The organism is Mesorhizobium sp. B2-2-3, from assembly GCF_006442405.1.
Taxonomy (GTDB): domain Bacteria; phylum Pseudomonadota; class Alphaproteobacteria; order Rhizobiales; family Rhizobiaceae; genus Mesorhizobium.
Map to the genome: position 1 here is coordinate 56,604 of NZ_VFWC01000010.1, position 16,528 is coordinate 73,131.

Sequence of the window (16,528 nt, forward strand, 5' to 3'; positions counted from 1 at the left end):
CTTATAGTGCCGGCCGGGGAACGCCAGCGCCGACCCGCAGTCCAGAGCCGGAACTCGTCCCTCGCCTGCGAAATCTCGTCGGGCGCTCCCCCTCTCCGTCCCGGCTTCGCCGGGCCACCTCTCCCCCATTTCATGGGGGCGAGGAAAAGCCAATCACTGAGGTCGCGACACCGGAACGCTTGGGTTCCTCGCCCCCACAAGGTGGGGGAGAGGTGGCCCGGCGAAGCCGGGACGGAGGGGGGCTGGCGCCGACGCGTTGTCCAGCCTTCACCCTTGCCCCGGATAAGGCGTGCCGTCCTTGTGCAGGAAGCGTCCATCCGAACTCGGACTAATCATGTCGATGTCGGAGCAGGTGATGACATCGTCCGGGTTCCGCGATCCGACCTCAAGGTAGCGCGCCGTCGTGGATGACCGGTTGATGAGATGGTGGCCGTTGCCGCTGTTCTTGGCGAAGGTGGCACAGTCGCCGGGCTTGAGCAGCGTCTCGCCGCCATCCTCGACCAGCGTCAGCTCGCCTTCCAAAACATAGACGAACTCGTCCTCGTGGCTGTGCCAGTGGCGCTGGCTGGACCAGCCGCCGGGCGGCAGCGTCATCAGGTTGACGCCGAAATCGGTGAGCCCGCCGGCATCGCCAAGCCGGCGGCGCGTGCGGCCGGCGCAAGGGCCATCGAAGGGCGCGGGATAGCCCGAGCCCTTGCGGAGGGGCAGGAATGCGAGGTCGAGTTTGGGCATGGGTACTTCCCCGGGTGGGTGGTGCGGCAGTGTAGTCCCACGCAGGCATGGGAAGAACCCTGGCCGTCGCGCCGCCCTACGGCGCCCCCCTCTGTCCTGCCGGACATCTCCCCCTCAAGGGGGGAGAGTGGCAGCTTCGGCGACGGCGCTCTTTCTTCCAGCGCTGAAGATTAGCGAAAGCATTCGCGACAGCCAATCTCCCCACCTGTGGGGGAGATGTCCGGCAGGACAGAGGGGGGCGCCGTAGAGTGCTTTCGTCTGCCATTCAGCTCCTGCCGTTCACGCCCTCACCCCTGATGCGCCGCGCCCAGTTCCTTCACATGCTTCTCGTGCATCTTCAGCGTCGGCAGCGTCTTCTTGGCGAATTCCTTCATCGCCGGATCATCGCCCGATTGGGCGTAGGTGCTGAAGAGCGCGACGGCGTCCTTGTGAGCTGCTGTCTGCATCATGATGTATTTGGTATCGAAGTCCTTGCCGCTGGCGGCCTTGAGCTCGTCGAGCTGGCCCTGTTCTTTCGGCTGAAGCGCCGGGCCGGCCGGTTTGGTCGAGGCGGTGGTCTGGCCCTGCGCGAGCGCCGCCTTGAAGTCCTCGCCGGCCTTGGTGTGGTCCTCGATCATCTGTTTGGCGAAGGCCTTGACGTCGGCCGACGCCGATTTCTGCTCGGCGAGCTTGCTCGACTGAATCTCGAACTCGTTGGCGCCGGGCACCGTCTTGATGAAGGTCTGCGTGTCGACCTTGCTGTCGGCCGCCAACGGCGTCGTTTGGGCGGTGGATTGGGCAAGCGCGGCGGGCGCGGCGGCGAGCAAGGCCGCGGCGGTCATGGTCAGAAGCGTTTTCATCTGCAATCTCCGGTCGGAATGGTTCCCTCGGGATTCCAACGCCGCAGATGAGCGGAAGTTGCGCAAAGCACCTTGCCGTCAATGGCAGCATGCCTCGCCATATTGCAGCTGCTCGTGCCAGTTCGGCCTTCCTTCCGGGGTGAAATCCATCAGGTTCCACAGGATCTCGCAGGTGCCGATGGCGCGCGGGTCCTGGCCGGGCTCCGGCGGGGCGAAGCCGAGTTCGGACGACCAGAAATGCCTGATGCCGTCAGCGTCGCGATGAAACACCGACAAAAGCGGGATCTGCGCACCGTCGGCATCCTCGGCATTGTAGTCGCGCTTGAAGCTGTTGGAGGCCGACGACACCAGCCGCATCTTTTGCCACCCACGGTCGCGGCCGAGCGTGACGAGGTTTTCGAGCGCCGTTTTCGCCACCACGGCGAAGTTGAACCCGGCCGCCTGGAGATGGCCGACCGCGCCGTCGAACTGGTCGAGCAGCGCCGTGCAGGACGGGCATGGCTGGTCCGGCCGTGCCAGCTTCGCCGTGCCGCCCGTCATTGCCACGTCGCGCGTCTCCTGCGGATGGCGCGGAAACATCATCTGGTAGAGGATCAGCGTGTCCTTGCCGGGCGCGAACAGTTCCGACAGCTTTATCTCGGCCGCCCTGCCCTCGGCATCCAGCCCGTCGAACACGTAATCCTGTGGCACCAGCCCGCCCGGCGGCAACGCGCGGCGTGCCACGGCCACATCCTCCATGGCGCGGCGCAGCGCGATTTCCTTCTTCAGCAGCTTTTCGCGGGCGGCGCGGTATTTGGCGGATTCGTTGGGGAAGGTTATCATGATCGGCTCCTTGGGTCACAGCGCCGGCGTCCCGGCGCGGTTGCTCTAAGACCTAAGGACGGACCGCTGCGGCCGGTTCCGACAATTTCCCCTTCACCCTTTCACGCCGCCGGCGGTGAGGCCCGAGACGATCTTGCGCTGGAAGATCAGCACCAGCACCACCAGCGGCACGGTGACGATCACCGATGCGGCCATGATGTTGCCCCATGGAATCTCGAACTGCGAATTGCCCGACAGCAGCGCGATCGCCACCGGCACGGTCCGCTGCGCGTTGTTGGAGGTGAAGGTGAGCGCAAACAGGAACTCGTTCCACGCGCCGATGAACGCCAAAAGCCCGGTGGTCGCCAACGCCGGCCACATCAGCGGCAGGAAGATGCGCGTGATGATGATCCACGGCGTCGCGCCGTCAAGGATCGCCGCCTCCTCGACCTCGACCGGCAGGTCGCGCACGAAGGCGGTGAGCACCCAGACGGTGAACGGCAAGGTGAAGATCATGTAGGAGAAGATCAGCGCGACAAGCGAATTGTAGAGGCCGAACATCCGCACCAGTTCGAACAGTCCGGCCAGCACCGCCACCTGCGGGAACATCGATACCGACAGGATGGCGAATAGTAGCGCTGAGCGGCCGCGAAAACGGATGCGCGCCAGCGCGTAGGCCGCGGTGACGCCGAGGAACAGCGAGAGCGCGACGACCGCGCCGGAGACCACCAGTGAGTTGATCAGGTTGCGTGCGAAGGCGCCTTCGGTCAGCACGTTGCGATAATTGCCGAGGCTGAACGTCTTCGGCCAGAGGTCGGCCTGGAACAGTTCGGTGCCCGATTTCAGGCTGGTAACGATGGCGTAATAGAAGGGGAATACCGCGACCAGCACGATGGCCGCGACCAGCAGGTAGAAAGCCGTCCGCTTCAGGATCCACATCTCAGCGCCCGCCCTCGAGGCTGACCCCACCGATCCGGATATAGGCCATGGTGAGAAGCGCAAGAATGAGGAAGAGCAGCGTCGAAGCGGCCGAGCCGTAGGCGAATTTGTCGAACTCGAACAGGTTCTCGCGCGCGAACACCGACATCGACTTGGTGTGCACGTTGTTGGGCGTCAGCACATAGATCAGGTCGAAGATGCGCAGCGCATCGAGCGCGCGGAAGATCACCGCCACCATCACCGCAGGCCGGATCAGCGGCAAGGTCACCCGCCAGAAGATCTGCCACGGATTGGCGCCGTCGAGCCTGGCGACCTCGATGATCTCGCGCGGCAGCATCTGCAGCGCGGCAAGGATGAGCAGCGCCATGAACGGCGTCGTCTTCCAGATGTCGACGACCAGCACGGCGGCCATCGCCGTGTCCGCGTTGGCCGTCCAGGCGATCTTGGTGTCGATCAGGCCGAGATTGAGCAGAACCACATTGATGATGCCGAACTGGTCGTTGAGCATCCACTGCCACATCTTGGCCGAGACGATGGTCGGGATCGCCCAGGGGATGAGGATCGCCGCCCTGACGATGCCGCGGCCCGGGAATTCGGCATTGAGCACCAGCGCGACGATCGTGCCGAGGATCGTCTCGCAGGTGACCGAAATCACCGCGAAACGCACCGTGTTCCAGACGGCGCTCCACCACACCGGGTCGGCCAGCACGCCATCGTAGAGCACCCGGCCGCTCGGCATGCGCAGCACCGAGAAGTAATTGGCGAAGCCTGCCCACTGGCGGGCGTCGAGGTCGGCCAGCGAAGCGTCGGTAAAGCTGAAATAGATGGTGCGGGCGAGCGGCCAGCCGGCGGCGGCGGCAAGCACCAGGAGCATCGGCGCCAAGAACAGCCAGGCCGAGCGCACGCGCTGGCGCATCAGCCGCGAACGCGGGCGGTGGGTCGCCACGGCTTCAGGCATCGGCTCCGCTTCTTTCATCCCTCCTGCTGGGCGGGATATGGAGGCGCGTTGTGGCGTCACCAGCCACGCCCCTTCAGCCTTGTCAGCATGGCTTCGAGGTCGGCCAGATTGTCGCCGGCGGTGCCATCGCCCGACAGCGTCTTGTGGACGGCGTTCCAGAACTGGCTCGACGCCTCGTTGTACTTGATCTTGGCCGCGGCCGAGGGACGCGGCACCGCATTGAGGAATATCTGCTTCCAGCGCGGGACGATCGGCTGTTGCCTGGCGATGTCGGCATCGTCATAGAGCGCCTGGATGGTCGGCAGGCTGGAGTTCCTCAGCGCGCGGTATTTCTGCATCGCGGGCGAGGCGATGAATTTGACGAGCCCGATCGCCGCGTCCGGGTGCTTGGAATATTTGGACACGGCAAGATTCCAGCCACCCAGCACCGCCGCCGGACGCGCGCCTTCGCCGGTGCCGGCCGGCAGCGGCGCTACGTCGAACTTGCCCTTGATCGGCGAGCCTTCGGAATTGCCTAGTGCATAGGCGTAGGGCCAGTTGCGCATGAAGACCGCATTGCCGGTCTGCCACACGCCGCGCGATTCCTCTTCCTGATAGGCGAGCACACCGGGTGGCGCGATGCTTCCGACCCAGCCCTTGGCCATGTCGAGCGCTGCCGCCGCTTTTGGATTGTTGATCGAGATGGTGCCGTCCGGCTCGATGATCTGGCCGCCGCCATTCGACATCACCCATTCGAGCGCGTCGCAGGTCAGCCCCTCATAGGCATTGCCCTGGAAGACGAAGCCCCAGATGTCCTTGTTGCCGGCAGCCCGCTCCTTGTCCATGACCAGCCTGGCGGTGTCGGCCAGCTCCTTCCAGGTGGCAGGCACCTTGGCGTCGTATTTGTCGAGCAGGTCCTTGCGGTAGTAGAGCGCCGGCGCATCGGTGAAGATCGGCAGCGCCACCAGCCTGCCGTTGACGGTCTGCGACTGGATGATCGAGGGGAAATGGGCGCCGACGACATCCTTGGTCGCCGCGGTCAGGTCGACGAGCTGGCTGGCGAGCTGCGGCGCCCAGATCACATCGGTCTGGTAGACGTCGATATCGCTATTGCCGGCGGCAAGCCACAGCCGGTACTGGCCGAACTGGTCGGTCCCGGACGCCGGCATGACGGCGATGCTGACCTTGTTGCCGCTGTCCTTCTCATAGCGGTCGAGGATTTCACGCAGCACCTTGATGCCGATGCCTGTGTCGCCCGATACGATCGACAATTCGACGGCTCGCGCAGGCACAGCCGCAATCATCGCGGCAGCGACCAACGTGGCAAATGCGTGAAAGAGCCTCATGGCGGCGGAGGATCTCCTTTCGGAACGGCGACGCAAGCCTTCGAGGCTCCGGAAGCTCGTCGGACCCCTCCACCATTCTTTGAATGCGGAGCGGCGCTCTGGGTTCCCGAGCGATGCCCGCGAGCGGCGGTGGGCCGGGCCGCGGCTTCAGCCTTCCCAGGCGACAGGGCTCATCCCAAGCCGCTGATAGAGCCTGACAGCGGCGGCGTTTTCCACCGTGTTGGTCTTGAGGTCGACATGGTCTGCGCCGCGTTCGCGAAAGACGGCGAAGGCGTGCCACATCAGCGCCTCGCCGATGCCCCTGCCGCGCGCCTGCGGATGCACGGCGAGATCCCTGACGAAGGCGCTCGTCCAGCACAGCGCCGCCGCCACCAGCAGGCCCTTGGCGTCGATGACGAGGAAACAGAGCGCAGAATCGAATTCGGGGTCGCCTGAGATGCGTGGCCACCATTCGTCGAACGGGCCGTCGGCGCCATCGTCGAACACTTCGGTCAGCAGCGCATGCAAGGCCGGCGCATCGCCGGGCTCGAGGGTGCGCATGACAAAGCCATCCGACCAGTGCGCGGGAACCAGCGTCTCGTCGAGGATCTTGCGCAGCCGGATGTCGTTCGGAGCCGGCGGGCGCGGTTCGGGCATTTCGCTCAGGCGTCGGGCAGCAGGCGGCGCCGCTTGCGGTCGACGCCGAGGCCGGTCGCCTCGAGCAGGCCCTTGCGCTTGGCGTCGAAATAGTAGCCGGTCTGGTAGAGCCAGTCGGCGCGCTTGGCGTTGCCGTCCGACACCAGCCAGGCGCCACGCAGGTATTTGACGGCGTATTTCAGGTTGGTTTCGGCATCGAACAGGCCCCTGGCCGGTCCGTCATAGCCCATGCCGCGCGCCGTCGCGTGCTTGATCTGCATCAGCCCCCAATGGCCGTTGTTGTAGGCTTTGGGATTGAAGGTGCTTTCGCGGTTGACGACATGGCGCACAAGGTCGACCGGCACCTGATAAAACGCGGCGTATTTTACGATCAGCCGGTCGATATCGCCGCGCACGCCGGTCGCATGCTCTTCCTGCACCGGAGCGGCAGGAAACTGGACGAGGGCAGCCGGATTCTGCGGCACAACATAGGCCGCCTGCTGCACGCCGGGCATGGCTTTCTGATCGTTCCTGGCGATCGCCGGCACGATGAGCCCGGCGGTGGCGTAGGTGGCTGCCGCCTTGATTGGTGCGCCGGCGCCAGCCGGCGGCGGCGCCTGCCAGGCATTGGCGGTCATCACCGCCGGCACGGCCGGTGCGGTTGGGGTCGCTCCGGCAAAGGCCGCGGTTGCCGCGGCCGCCTGTGTGGTCGGGCCGGCGGACAACTCAGCGGTTTGAACGGGCGTAATCCCCGACGATTCCGGCAGCACCGAAACCGTCTCCGGCAACGGCATGGTGAAGCCGGCATCGGTGCCGGCGACGGTCGCTGTTTCGGTGAGGGAAGACGCGGATTTCATCTGCGATGTCGACGTGCAACCGCTGACGCAGGCCATGGCCGCGATCACGCCGAGCGCGATAAGGGTTTGTTTTGCTGGCAAGCCGCGTTCGGGTCCGGTTCGTCGGATGTTAAGAAATCCCTTACACCAGCGATTCCTGGCGAGCAATCGGGGCGCTCAGGTGGTTTTCGGGTGGCGAGACTCGGGCCGAAATGCCATATTGTTCCTGATATGTACCGGCACGAATGCCGGTTTCTGGCCATTTTGCGAAAGGAGCACGCCATGCAAACGCCGTCGCAGATCACAGCCGGCCACGCAGTGTTAGAAACAGTGATCGGCTTCATGGGTATTGCCTGGAGCGAAAAGGGCCTGATCCGGCTCTGCCTGCCCGAACGCAGCCGCGAGGCGGTCGAGCGGCGGCTGATGCGCCACGCCGGCGTTTCGGCCGCTACCGTGCAGCCGCCGTGGGTGGTCGAGCTGATCGCCTCGATCAAGGCCTATGCGGCGGGCGAGGATATCGATTTCTCCGGCGTGCCGGTCGATCTCGACGGCATCGACGATTTCCGCCTCGCCATCTATGGCGCGGCGCGAAAGCTAGCCTATGGCGAAACCACCACCTATGGAGAACTGGCCAAGCGCGCCGGCCATGCCGGCCTGCCGCGCGAAACCGGTGCCGCGCTTGGCGCCAATCCGGTGCCGCTGGTCATTCCCTGCCACCGTATCCTCGCGGCCGGCGGCAAGATCGGCGGCTTTTCGGCGCCCGGCGGTTCGACCACCAAGGAAAAGATGCTGGCCATGGAAGGCGTGCGCGTCGGCCCGCCGCCGCCCGCGCAGGTCTCATTCGGATTTTGAAACGATAGCCGCCGCGCCAGGCTATGGCCTAGTCGTTATGAAAAAACCGCCGGCGGAAATGCCGATCGTTGTCCGGGCGCTTGCAATTATAGACCGGGCAGGATTTCGTATCGGCGCTCGGCACATAGGCGCGTGTCCTCACCTCGCCCGTTGTGCAGAATTGCTGGCTCTGCACATAGCGGTCGTAGAGTGGCAGTCCCGGTACCCGCCTCGACTGGTAACGCAGGATGACGGCGCCCTGCCGCGCGATCGTCGCCTGCACGCGGCCACACTCCATCCGCGTCGGATCGTAGCGCGAGATCGCCTGCGCCTCGGCGGCAATCAGCGTCAGGCATGCTGCCAGCAGAATGGTCTTCATGGTCCTCTCCCCTGATGCGCGGCTCACGGACAGCGCCATCTGACGCAACGGTTTCACCGGATTGGGGCGGCCATTGGGCGGTCCCTCGATCACGGCTTTCTCACGCAGTCTTGTATTTCGTGCGAAAGCAGCCTATATCAGCCCCATTGATATTTCGGCCGATCGATCCGGGCCTCGCGATCTTCGCGTTTGCTGACGTCTATCTCCAAAATCTCGATGCACACCGGCTGGACCTCGGTTCGGTCAAACCAAAGCAAATGTGAAGGACTATTTTTATGGCAACTGGAACGGTCAAGTGGTTCAACGCCACCAAGGGCTTCGGCTTCATCCAGCCTGACGCGGGCGGCGCGGACGTTTTCGTCCACATCTCCGCTGTCGAGCGCGCTGGGCTGTCGACCCTGGTCGAAGGCCAGAAGATCAACTTCGAGATCGAGCAGGACCGCCGCACTGGCAAGTCGTCCGCTGGATCTCTGAGCAAGGCAGCCTGATTTTGAAAATGGCGCGCGCCGGGCGACAGCCCGGGGCGCGCGGCAAGTCACGGATGTACTGACGGTCGCGCGAGAAGCGCGCCGGAGCGGAAAGACCCGACAAGCCGGATCAGCAGATAGCTGCCAGCCCGGACCGGACGCTCCCGATCAGGCTACCGAAATGGGAAGGCGGGCATTGTCCCGCCTTTTTATTTGCCTGGATTCAGGCGAAACGGCGACACAGCGTCCTTCTCCCCGCCACTATACGCGGAGAAGTGCCCGGCAGGGCGATGAGGGGCGGCGCGCCGGCACTTCAAGAGGAACGATCGCAGAGCCAAGCACAACGAAGGGCGGCTGCGCCCCTCATCTGGCTGCCGCCATCTTCTCTCCCCGTGAACGGGGCGAAGGACGCTCTAATCGCCGCTTTCGCCAATCACCGGCATCGCTACCCTGCCCACTCCATAGAGACGTGCCCCGGATCCGCCACCACGCGGTCAAGCCACGCAGCCACCGCCGGATAGGCGTCGAGCTGGAAGCCGCCCTGCTCCGCCGTATGCGTATAAGCGTAAAGCGCCATGTCGGCGATGCTGTAGGCGCTTCCGGCGAAGAACGCGTTGTTCTCCAGGTATTTATTCATGACACCGAGCGCCTTGTTGCCGCGCTCCAGTGTCACCGCCAGCCGCTCGGGCGTCGCGTCCTTGGCCCTTTCGGGAAAGGTCAGCAGCGCCTTGCGCACGGCGATATAGGGCTCGTGGCTGTACTGTTCGAAGAACAGCCATTGATAGGCGAGCCCGCGCTCATACTTGTCCGCGGGCAGGAAGCGCGTGCCCTCGGCGAGGTAGAGCAGGATGGCGTTGGATTCAGCGATCCGCCTTCCGTCGTCGAGCTCCAGCAGCGGCACCATGGCGTTCGGATTCTTGGCGACGAAATCCGCTTTTCGCGTATCGCCCGTGTGCGAACTCACCTCGACAGTGGTGAAAGGGAGGCCGAGCTTGGCCATCAGCAGGCGCGGCTTGTAGCAGTTGCCGCTGTCGATCATGCTGTAAAGTATCATCGCTGGTCCCCCGAGCGCTGCCATGTGCAGACGCGATTATCGTAGCCGCGCCGTCCTCACCAATGATTAGTTTTGGCGCGACGATCAGCGCCGCTGATGTGTAGCACACGGCGCTACCCGAACAGCGGCACCACCTTGCTGTCCCTGCCCAGCAGCGCGTCGATGGCGAGCGGTCGCTCGTCGAAGATCACCCCGGCCAGCGCCGGCCGGGCGAGTAGAAAACCTTGCAGCAGGTCGACGCCGCCATCGAGCGCGACGCGCAGATGGGTGGGCTGTTCGATGCCCTCGACCAGGACCTTGGCGCCGCGGTCGTGCAGGCTGGAGACCAGCGGGCGGAAGAACCGCTCGGCGGCGGCGTGGCGGCAGAATTGCGCGAACCAGCCACCGTCGATCTTGACGATATCGGGCTTGAGCAGGCTGACCCGCTCCTCGGTCGAGTGGCCGGTGCCGAAATCGTCGATGGCGATGCGGATGCCGTCGCGGCGCATCTCGCGCACCAGCCTGGCCAGCAGCGTGTCGTCGGCCGCCTGTTCGGTGATTTCGCAGACCAGCATGCCGGGGGCCAGGCCGAGCTCGCCGAGATGCCTGCTCATCAGCCGGATTTCGGCCAAGGCCCGGCCCCGATGGGCGTTGACCAATGGATTGTAGTTGAAGAACAGATCGAGCCCGTCGACGCCGATGTTGCGGAAGTTCCTGAGATGCAGCACGCGGCACATGGTTTCGACGAACAGCCGGTCCTCGGCCGCGACGCCTTCGAAGAACGCCCGTGCGGCGCCCGGCCGGCCGGCGCGATGCGGCTCTATCAGGCCCTCGACCGCGATTGCGTGCAGGAAGCGGCCGCGCGGCGCGAAGATCGGCTGGTAGGCGCTGCGCAGGCGGAAGTCGCCATAAACGCCATATTCGATACCGACCTCGTCCATGAAGATCGCATCGCCGACATCGCGCCGCCGCTCGGGCCTCATCGTGTGCCCCTGCGCCCAAAGGCTTTCGCCGCCCGCGCGGTATGCGGCGCGGCTGCCGGGACGGAAGAGGCACTGTCGGCGGCAGGCGATGGCCCGTCCTCGCCGAAGACGCGGAAGCTGGTCGGCGCCAGTTCCGGCCGTGCCAGCACGAAACCCTGGACCATCGAAGCCCCGGATTTCTCGGCCAGCTCCAGCTGCCAGCCTTCCTCGATGCCCTCGAACACGGTGCGGATGCCTTGTGCCTCGAAGCTTTTCACCATGGACGTCAGCAGCGCGAAGCCGGCGCCGGACTCCATCAACTGCGTGATCCAGTGGGCATCGAACTTGACGATGTCGGGTTTCAACTCCTTGATGCGGTTGATGTCGGAATCGTCGGCGCCATAGTCATCGACGGCAATGCGAAAGCCGTTGCCCTTCAACGCCGCGACGAAACCGTGCAGGGTCTCCTGCGAGGCTGGACGCTGCTCGGTCACCTCGCACACGACACGGCCCGGATCGATGCCGGCCTCGTGCAGCACCAGGCGCATTTCGCGCAAGGCATTGTCGGCAACGGCGCGCTCGGTGAACACCGACGGATCGAAATTGACGAAGATCGACGCTTCCTGCGGCAGGCAGGCGCCGGCATTCAGCAGATGCAGCGTCCTGGTCAGCGCCTCGACATGAAGCCGGTCGGCGGCCGGGCAGGTGCTGAAGAAGCTCATTGGCGATTGCGGCTCGCCGTTGCGGAACGGCCGGATCAAGCCCTCGAAGGCGGCAACCGACAGCTTGCCTTCCCTGAAGGCGAAGATCGGCTGGAAGGCGCTTTGCAACGTATAAATGCCCCAGACACCTGACGAGGTGCCGTCATCATGACGGATGATATGGGCAAGCCCGATGCTGCGCGACAAGGTTCCTCGCTCCGCGAACTGGCGCAATTGGGTTACGATCCTGCCACGCAAGCCTCTACCGCCCGTTAATGAACTTTCTGTTGCCGATCACGGCTCATTGACCTCCTTGCGGCACTGGCCCAGCCGACAATGCTTGCACTCACGGGAATGATGCGACATGAGAAGCGCCGCGGCCGCTCCTGGCCGCGCTGATCCTTTCTGGAGAGAAAAAAGGTCATGGCCTTCCTTGCCGACACCCTTTCCCGCGTGAAGCCTTCCGCCACCATCGCGGTGACGCAGAAAGCCCGCGAGCTGAAAAATGCCGGCCGCGACGTCATCGGCCTGGGTGCCGGCGAACCGGATTTCGATACGCCCGACAACATCAAGAATGCGGCGATCGAGGCCATCCGCCGTGGTGAGACCAAATATCCGCCGGTGTCTGGCATCGCGCCGCTGCGCGAAGCGATCGCGAAGAAATTCAAGCGCGAGAACAATCTCGACTACAAGCCGGAGCAGACCATTGTCGGCACCGGCGGCAAGCAGATCCTGTTCAACGCCTTCATGGCGACGCTGAATCCCGGCGACGAGGTCATCATCCCCCGCCCCTATTGGGTCAGCTATCCCGAGATGGTGGCGATCTGCGGCGGCACCTCGGTGTTCGCCGACACTTCGATCGACAATGGCTTCAAGCTCACTGCCGCTGTGCTGGAAAAGGCCATCACGCCGCGCACAAAGTGGCTGCTGATGAACTCGCCGTCGAACCCGTCGGGCGCCGCCTACACCGAGGCCGAGCTTCGGTCGCTCGCCGACGTGCTGCTCAGGCATCCGCATGTCTGGACGCTGACCGACGACATGTACGAGCATCTGACCTACGGCGACTTCGTCTTCAAGACCATCGCCGAGGTCGAGCCGAAGCTCTATGAGCGCACGCTGACCATGAACGGCGTGTCGAAAGCCTATGCGATGACCGGCTGGCGCATTGGCTACGCCGCGGGTCCCGTCCAGCTGATCAAGGCGATGGACATGATCCAGGGCCAGCAGACGTCGGGCGCCTGCACCATCGCGCAATGGGCCTCGGTCGAAGCGCTGAACGGCCCGCAGGACTTCATCGCCAAGAACAAGGCGATCTTCCAGGGGCGCCGCGATCTCGTCGTCTCGATGCTCAACCAGGCGCGCGGCATCTCTTGTCCGTCGCCGGAAGGCGCCTTCTACGTCTATCCGTCCTGCGCCCAGCTGATCGGCAAGAAGACCAAGGCCGGCAAGGTGATCGACACTGACGAGGCCTTCTGCTCGGAGCTGCTCGAGGCCGAGGGCGTGGCGGTGGTATTCGGTTCGGCCTTCGGCCTCGGTCCGAACTTCCGCATCTCCTACGCCACGTCGGAGACGCTGCTGGAGGAGGCGTGCACGCGCATCCAGCGCTTTACGGCATCACTGACCTGATCGTGAAAACAAAACCCGGCCAAACGCCGGGTTTTTAGATCGGCTCGACACGGTACTCAGCCGCCATATTGGGCCGGCGTCACCGCTTCCAGCCAGTCGGCATGCACGCCCTCGAGCGCTTCCTGCATGGCTATATGCGTCATGGCCGTTTTCGGCCCGGCGCCATGCCAGTGCTTTTCGCCTGGCGCGAACGAGATGACGTCCCCTGCCCTGATCTCCTGGATGAGACCGCCCCAGGTCTGGGCGAGGCCGGCGCCCGACGTGACGTACAGCGTCTGGCCAAGCGGATGCGTGTGCCAGTGGGTCCGCGCGCCCGGTTCGAAGCTGACCAATGTCGCCCGCAGCCGTGCCGGAGCCTCCTTCTCGATGATCGGCGTCTGCAGCACCCGGCCGGTGAAGTACTTTTCCGGCGCGATGACGGTCGGCGTGCTGCCGCAAGCAATGATCTTCATCGTTCGATCCCTGGAACTGGTGGCGATGCGGGCGGCGGCGACGCCGCTCTTCTTTCGAGACCCTAGTTTCGGCCGATATGGCCGTCGACGCAACCGGTCTGTTCGGCTTTGCAAATCAGCGGCAACCGCACCGCGCGCTCGGCCCTTGAGGCTACCTATTTTCCTTGCCCTGCCGGCAAACAAGTGGGACGATACCTTTGGGCCGGTTGAAGACAAGCCCGCCCGCGACGGTCGAACAGGCCGGCCGCCGCTCAGGACCGACTGACCTTGGCCTGAACCATGAATGCCAGTCGGTCTCCAGGGAAACGCCTGAGTGGAGGTCAGTCATGGGTAATCGCGCCGGAGGAAGACGCACGGGACCGAAATGCATTGCCATAGTCGGTCCCTTCGCAAGCGGTAAGACGACACTTCTCGAAGCCATATTGGCCCGCACGGGCGCCATTCCCCGCCAGAACCCGGTTTCCTCGGGAAACACCGTTTCAGATCATTCGCCCGAGGCGCGCGCCCACGCCATGAGCGTCGAGGCGACCTTCGCCACCACGGAATTCATGGGCGAGCAGTTCACCTTCGTCGACTGTCCCGGATCGATCGAATTCTCCTTCGAGGCCGAACCGGTACTGGCCGCCTGCGACCTCGCGGTGGTCGTCGCCGAGGCCGACGAGAAGAAGATCCCCGCCCTCCAGCTCATCATGCGCAAGCTCGACGATCTCGGCGTGCCGCGCATCCTGTTTCTCAACAAGGTCGACAAGGCGATCGCGGGCGTGCGCGACACGCTGAAGATGCTGCAGCCGGCAAGTGCGGTGCCGTTGCTTCTGCGCCAGATACCGCTGCGCAAGGACGGCGTCGTCATCGGCTCGATCGATCTGGCGCTGGAACGCGCCTATATCTACCGCGAATATGCCGAGAGCGAGGTGGCCCAGATCCCTGGCGACGAAAAGGCGCGCGAGCTGGAAGCCCGTTTTTCGATGCTGGAAAGACTGGCCGACCATGACGACCAGCTGATGGAACAGTTGCTCGAGGAGATCGAGCCGCCCAAGGACGCGGTCTTCGATGATCTTGCCGCCGACCTGCGCGACGGCGCCGTCACGCCGGTGCTGATCGGCACCGCAGAGAAAGGCAATGGCGTGCTGCGTCTCCTGAAGGCGATCCGCCATGATGCGCCCGACATCGACGCGACCCGCAAACGGCTCGGCGCCCCCGAAGGCAACGCGACCGTGGTTCAGGTGATGAAGACCATCCATACGCCGCACGGAGGCAAATTGTCGGTGTCGCGCATCCTTTCGGGACAGGTCGCCGATGGCTCCGAGCTCTGGCTGCCCGGCGGCGACATGGCAAAGGTGTCCGGCATCTACAGGATGCTTGGCAAGGACCAGTCGAAGCTCACCGCGGCGAAGACCGGCGACACGGTCGCGCTCGGCAAGCTGGACGCGGTCAAGACCGGCCAGACGCTGACCTCGGCCAAGGGCGGCATGAAGCCGCTGCTCCAGTTCGAGCCGCCGCAGCCTGTCTTCGCTTTCGCCTTGCGGCCGAAGGAGCGCAAGGACGAGGTGAAGATGTCGGCCGCCATCCAACGGCTGGCCGAAGAAGATCCCTCGCTCAGCCTGCATCATAACCAGGACTCGGCCGAGACCGTGCTGTCGGGCCATGGAGAAATGCACCTGCGCGTCGTACGCGAACGGCTCGAGGGCAAGAACCAGATTCCGGTCGAAGGCCATCCGCCGGCGGTGCCCTACCGCGAGACTATCCGCAAATCGGCGCAGCAACGCGGCCGCCACAAGAAGCAGTCCGGCGGCCACGGCCAGTTCGGCGATGTGGTGATCGAGATAAAGCCGCTGCCGCGCGGCGCAGGTTTCCAGTTCACCGATACCATCACCGGCGGCGTGGTGCCCAAGACCTACATCCAGTCGGTCGAAAGCGGTATACGCGATTACCTGAAGTCGGGCCCGCTCGGCTTTCCCGTCGTCGACGTCGCCGTCAACCTGTCGGACGGCTCCTACCACGCGGTCGATTCCTCCGACATGGCCTTCCAGATGGCGGCCAAGCTTGCCATGAAGGAAGGCATGGCGGGCTGTTCGCCCGTGCTCCTGGAGCCAGTGATGAAGGTCGAGATCGTGACGCCCTCCGATGCGACCTCGAAGATCATCGCGCTGATCCCGCAGCGGCGCGGCCAGATCCTCGGCTACGACGCGCGGCCCGGCTGGCCAGGATGGGATGTCGTCGAGGCGACCATGCCGCAATCCGAGATCGGCGATCTGATCATCGAGCTGCGCTCGGCCACCTCGGGCGTCGCCAGCTACCGCGCCGTCTTCGACCACATGGCCGAACTCACCGGCCGGCTCGCCGACGAAGCGATGAATGCCAACGGCAAGGCAGCCTGATACTGATGCATGTCGTCTAAAGTGATCTCGGCTTTGGGACATCGACATCCACAAAGATTTGGGTGAGTGCCCTCTCGACCTTGTTCGAGAGGGCGCAAACAAAAAACGACGCCCGGGGGGGGCCGGACGCCGTTTTGTTTGCGGACCGTTTTCTTGGGAGGAGAAACGGCAGGTCCGCCGCATCTTGAAGTCGCCGCTTCGGCGGAAGAAGGTTCGGACGCGGTAGCCGCCTGAGCCCGGATCGTCCGAGTGATGCCCCCATCTCCCGTCCGACCACACCGCGTCCTATGATCTGCTTAGCAGGAGCCGAGCGCCTTTGACATGTTACCAGAGGTTACATGTCACTGTTACGTGGCTATTTCGGTGGATTTTCCCGCCCTTCCGGCAGCGTCCGGGCAACAAAAAAGCCGGATCAATGAAGATCCGGCTGAGTTTGATTGGAAGTGCCTGTTAAGGCTAACCTCCAGAGGGGAACACTCGAGGGCGCTAATGGGAGGAGAACGCGCCCAGGAGATGAACTATATATGTGCTCATCATGCCCAAGAAACAAGCATCTATTTTGCAACACACGCATGCAAAAAGACGCAGGCTGTGGTCTAAGCCATTTCTGGACCCAATAGGACCAGCAGAATCACCGAAGCGGAACCCGCAATG

At 64.2% G+C, this 16,528-nt stretch carries 17 protein-coding genes; 4 read left to right on the forward strand and 13 right to left on the reverse strand.

The genetic code is table 11. The features are described from left to right. Nucleotides 1-267: 267 nt before the first annotated feature. From FJ951_RS19380 to FJ951_RS19420, 8 genes are all read right to left on the reverse strand, one after another. On the reverse strand, nt 268-732 hold the full coding sequence (locus FJ951_RS19380; protein ID WP_140516781.1) for a cupin domain-containing protein: 465 nt from the start codon (nt 730-732) through the stop codon (nt 268-270). Nucleotides 733-1,019: 287 nt separating this feature from the next. Further along, on the reverse strand, nt 1,020-1,571 hold the full coding sequence (locus tag FJ951_RS19390) for a DUF4142 domain-containing protein (RefSeq protein ID WP_140516783.1): 552 nt from the start codon (nt 1,569-1,571) through the stop codon (nt 1,020-1,022). Nucleotides 1,572-1,649: 78 nt separating this feature from the next. After that, the gene (locus FJ951_RS19395) at nt 1,650-2,393 is read right to left on the reverse strand and encodes a DUF899 family protein (protein ID WP_140516785.1); all 744 of its coding nucleotides are present in this window, start codon (nt 2,391-2,393) and stop codon (nt 1,650-1,652) included. A gap of 93 nt (nt 2,394-2,486) precedes the next feature. Beyond that, a complete protein-coding gene (locus tag FJ951_RS19400; protein WP_140516787.1) occupies nt 2,487-3,311 on the reverse strand; it encodes a carbohydrate ABC transporter permease in 825 nt (274 codons plus the stop codon). A 1-nt stretch (nt 3,312) separates the two neighbouring features. Then, entirely contained in the window at nt 3,313-4,269 is a 957-nt protein-coding gene (locus tag FJ951_RS19405; protein WP_140516789.1) for a sugar ABC transporter permease, read from the reverse strand. 56 nt (nt 4,270-4,325) lie between these two features. Next, on the reverse strand, nt 4,326-5,594 hold the full coding sequence (locus FJ951_RS19410; protein ID WP_140516791.1) for an ABC transporter substrate-binding protein: 1,269 nt from the start codon (nt 5,592-5,594) through the stop codon (nt 4,326-4,328). 147 nt (nt 5,595-5,741) lie between these two features. Further along, nucleotides 5,742-6,230 (reverse strand): GNAT family N-acetyltransferase, encoded by a 489-nt coding sequence (locus tag FJ951_RS19415; RefSeq protein WP_140516793.1) that lies wholly within the window; start codon nt 6,228-6,230, stop codon nt 5,742-5,744. Nucleotides 6,231-6,235: 5 nt separating this feature from the next. Then, complete coding sequence (locus tag FJ951_RS19420) at nt 6,236-7,147, reverse strand: lytic transglycosylase domain-containing protein (protein ID WP_140516795.1); 912 nt, start codon at nt 7,145-7,147, stop codon at nt 6,236-6,238. A gap of 180 nt (nt 7,148-7,327) precedes the next feature. Between FJ951_RS19420 and FJ951_RS19425 the strand changes: the two genes are divergently transcribed. After that, a complete protein-coding gene (locus FJ951_RS19425) occupies nt 7,328-7,897 on the forward strand; it encodes a methylated-DNA--[protein]-cysteine S-methyltransferase (RefSeq protein WP_140495944.1) in 570 nt (189 codons plus the stop codon). A 28-nt stretch (nt 7,898-7,925) separates the two neighbouring features. Here FJ951_RS19425 and FJ951_RS19430 read toward each other — a convergent pair whose 3' ends face one another. Further along, nucleotides 7,926-8,255: a hypothetical protein gene (locus tag FJ951_RS19430; protein WP_140516797.1), complete on the reverse strand. Its 330-nt coding sequence runs from the start codon at nt 8,253-8,255 to the stop codon at nt 7,926-7,928. 275 nt (nt 8,256-8,530) lie between these two features. Between FJ951_RS19430 and FJ951_RS19435 the strand changes: the two genes are divergently transcribed. Next, the gene (locus FJ951_RS19435; RefSeq protein ID WP_010910991.1) at nt 8,531-8,743 is read left to right on the forward strand and encodes a cold-shock protein; all 213 of its coding nucleotides are present in this window, start codon (nt 8,531-8,533) and stop codon (nt 8,741-8,743) included. Between the two features lie 424 nt (nt 8,744-9,167). Here the strand turns inward: FJ951_RS19435 and FJ951_RS19440 are convergent, their stop codons facing one another. The 3 genes from FJ951_RS19440 to FJ951_RS19450 form a co-directional block, all read right to left on the reverse strand. Then, nucleotides 9,168-9,776 carry a glutathione S-transferase family protein gene (locus tag FJ951_RS19440; protein WP_140516799.1) on the reverse strand — a complete coding sequence of 203 codons (609 nt, stop codon included), beginning with the start codon at nt 9,774-9,776 and terminating at the stop codon, nt 9,168-9,170. Between the two features lie 113 nt (nt 9,777-9,889). Continuing rightward, nucleotides 9,890-10,738 carry an EAL domain-containing protein gene (locus tag FJ951_RS19445; protein ID WP_140495948.1) on the reverse strand — a complete coding sequence of 283 codons (849 nt, stop codon included), beginning with the start codon at nt 10,736-10,738 and terminating at the stop codon, nt 9,890-9,892. After that, entirely contained in the window at nt 10,735-11,625 is an 891-nt protein-coding gene (locus FJ951_RS19450) for an EAL domain-containing protein (RefSeq protein ID WP_140516801.1), read from the reverse strand. The genes FJ951_RS19445 and FJ951_RS19450 overlap by 4 nt, the downstream gene beginning before the upstream one ends. A 216-nt stretch (nt 11,626-11,841) precedes the next feature. Between FJ951_RS19450 and FJ951_RS19455 the strand changes: the two genes are divergently transcribed. Continuing rightward, nucleotides 11,842-13,044 (forward strand): pyridoxal phosphate-dependent aminotransferase, encoded by a 1,203-nt coding sequence (locus FJ951_RS19455; RefSeq protein WP_140516803.1) that lies wholly within the window; start codon nt 11,842-11,844, stop codon nt 13,042-13,044. Between the two features lie 56 nt (nt 13,045-13,100). Here the strand turns inward: FJ951_RS19455 and FJ951_RS19460 are convergent, their stop codons facing one another. After that, on the reverse strand, nt 13,101-13,496 hold the full coding sequence (locus FJ951_RS19460; protein WP_140495951.1) for a cupin domain-containing protein: 396 nt from the start codon (nt 13,494-13,496) through the stop codon (nt 13,101-13,103). Nucleotides 13,497-13,822: 326 nt separating this feature from the next. On the opposite strand from FJ951_RS19460, the gene FJ951_RS19465 reads away from it, so the two are divergent. Then, nucleotides 13,823-15,874: an elongation factor G gene (locus FJ951_RS19465; protein WP_140495952.1), complete on the forward strand. Its 2,052-nt coding sequence runs from the start codon at nt 13,823-13,825 to the stop codon at nt 15,872-15,874. Nucleotides 15,875-16,528 lie beyond the last annotated feature (654 nt).

Excerpts from the sequence above, each read along its gene's own strand:
- FJ951_RS19380 (WP_140516781.1), bottom strand. The coding sequence starts at position 732 with ATGCCCAAACTCGACCTCGCATTCCTGCCCCTCCGCAAGGGCTCGGGC.
- FJ951_RS19390 (WP_140516783.1), bottom strand. The coding sequence starts at position 1,571 with ATGAAAACGCTTCTGACCATGACCGCCGCGGCCTTGCTCGCCGCCGCG.
- FJ951_RS19395 (WP_140516785.1), bottom strand. The coding sequence starts at position 2,393 with ATGATAACCTTCCCCAACGAATCCGCCAAATACCGCGCCGCCCGCGAA.
- FJ951_RS19400 (WP_140516787.1), bottom strand. The coding sequence starts at position 3,311 with ATGTGGATCCTGAAGCGGACGGCTTTCTACCTGCTGGTCGCGGCCATC.
- FJ951_RS19405 (WP_140516789.1), bottom strand. The coding sequence starts at position 4,269 with ATGCCTGAAGCCGTGGCGACCCACCGCCCGCGTTCGCGGCTGATGCGC.
- FJ951_RS19410 (WP_140516791.1), bottom strand. The coding sequence starts at position 5,594 with ATGAGGCTCTTTCACGCATTTGCCACGTTGGTCGCTGCCGCGATGATT.
- FJ951_RS19415 (WP_140516793.1), bottom strand. The coding sequence starts at position 6,230 with ATGCCCGAACCGCGCCCGCCGGCTCCGAACGACATCCGGCTGCGCAAG.
- FJ951_RS19425 (WP_140495944.1), top strand. The coding sequence starts at position 7,328 with ATGCAAACGCCGTCGCAGATCACAGCCGGCCACGCAGTGTTAGAAACA.
- FJ951_RS19430 (WP_140516797.1), bottom strand. The coding sequence starts at position 8,255 with ATGAAGACCATTCTGCTGGCAGCATGCCTGACGCTGATTGCCGCCGAG.
- FJ951_RS19435 (WP_010910991.1), top strand. The coding sequence starts at position 8,531 with ATGGCAACTGGAACGGTCAAGTGGTTCAACGCCACCAAGGGCTTCGGC.
- FJ951_RS19440 (WP_140516799.1), bottom strand. The coding sequence starts at position 9,776 with ATGATACTTTACAGCATGATCGACAGCGGCAACTGCTACAAGCCGCGC.
- FJ951_RS19445 (WP_140495948.1), bottom strand. The coding sequence starts at position 10,738 with ATGAGGCCCGAGCGGCGGCGCGATGTCGGCGATGCGATCTTCATGGAC.
- FJ951_RS19455 (WP_140516803.1), top strand. The coding sequence starts at position 11,842 with ATGGCCTTCCTTGCCGACACCCTTTCCCGCGTGAAGCCTTCCGCCACC.
- FJ951_RS19460 (WP_140495951.1), bottom strand. The coding sequence starts at position 13,496 with ATGAAGATCATTGCTTGCGGCAGCACGCCGACCGTCATCGCGCCGGAA.
- FJ951_RS19465 (WP_140495952.1), top strand. The coding sequence starts at position 13,823 with ATGGGTAATCGCGCCGGAGGAAGACGCACGGGACCGAAATGCATTGCC.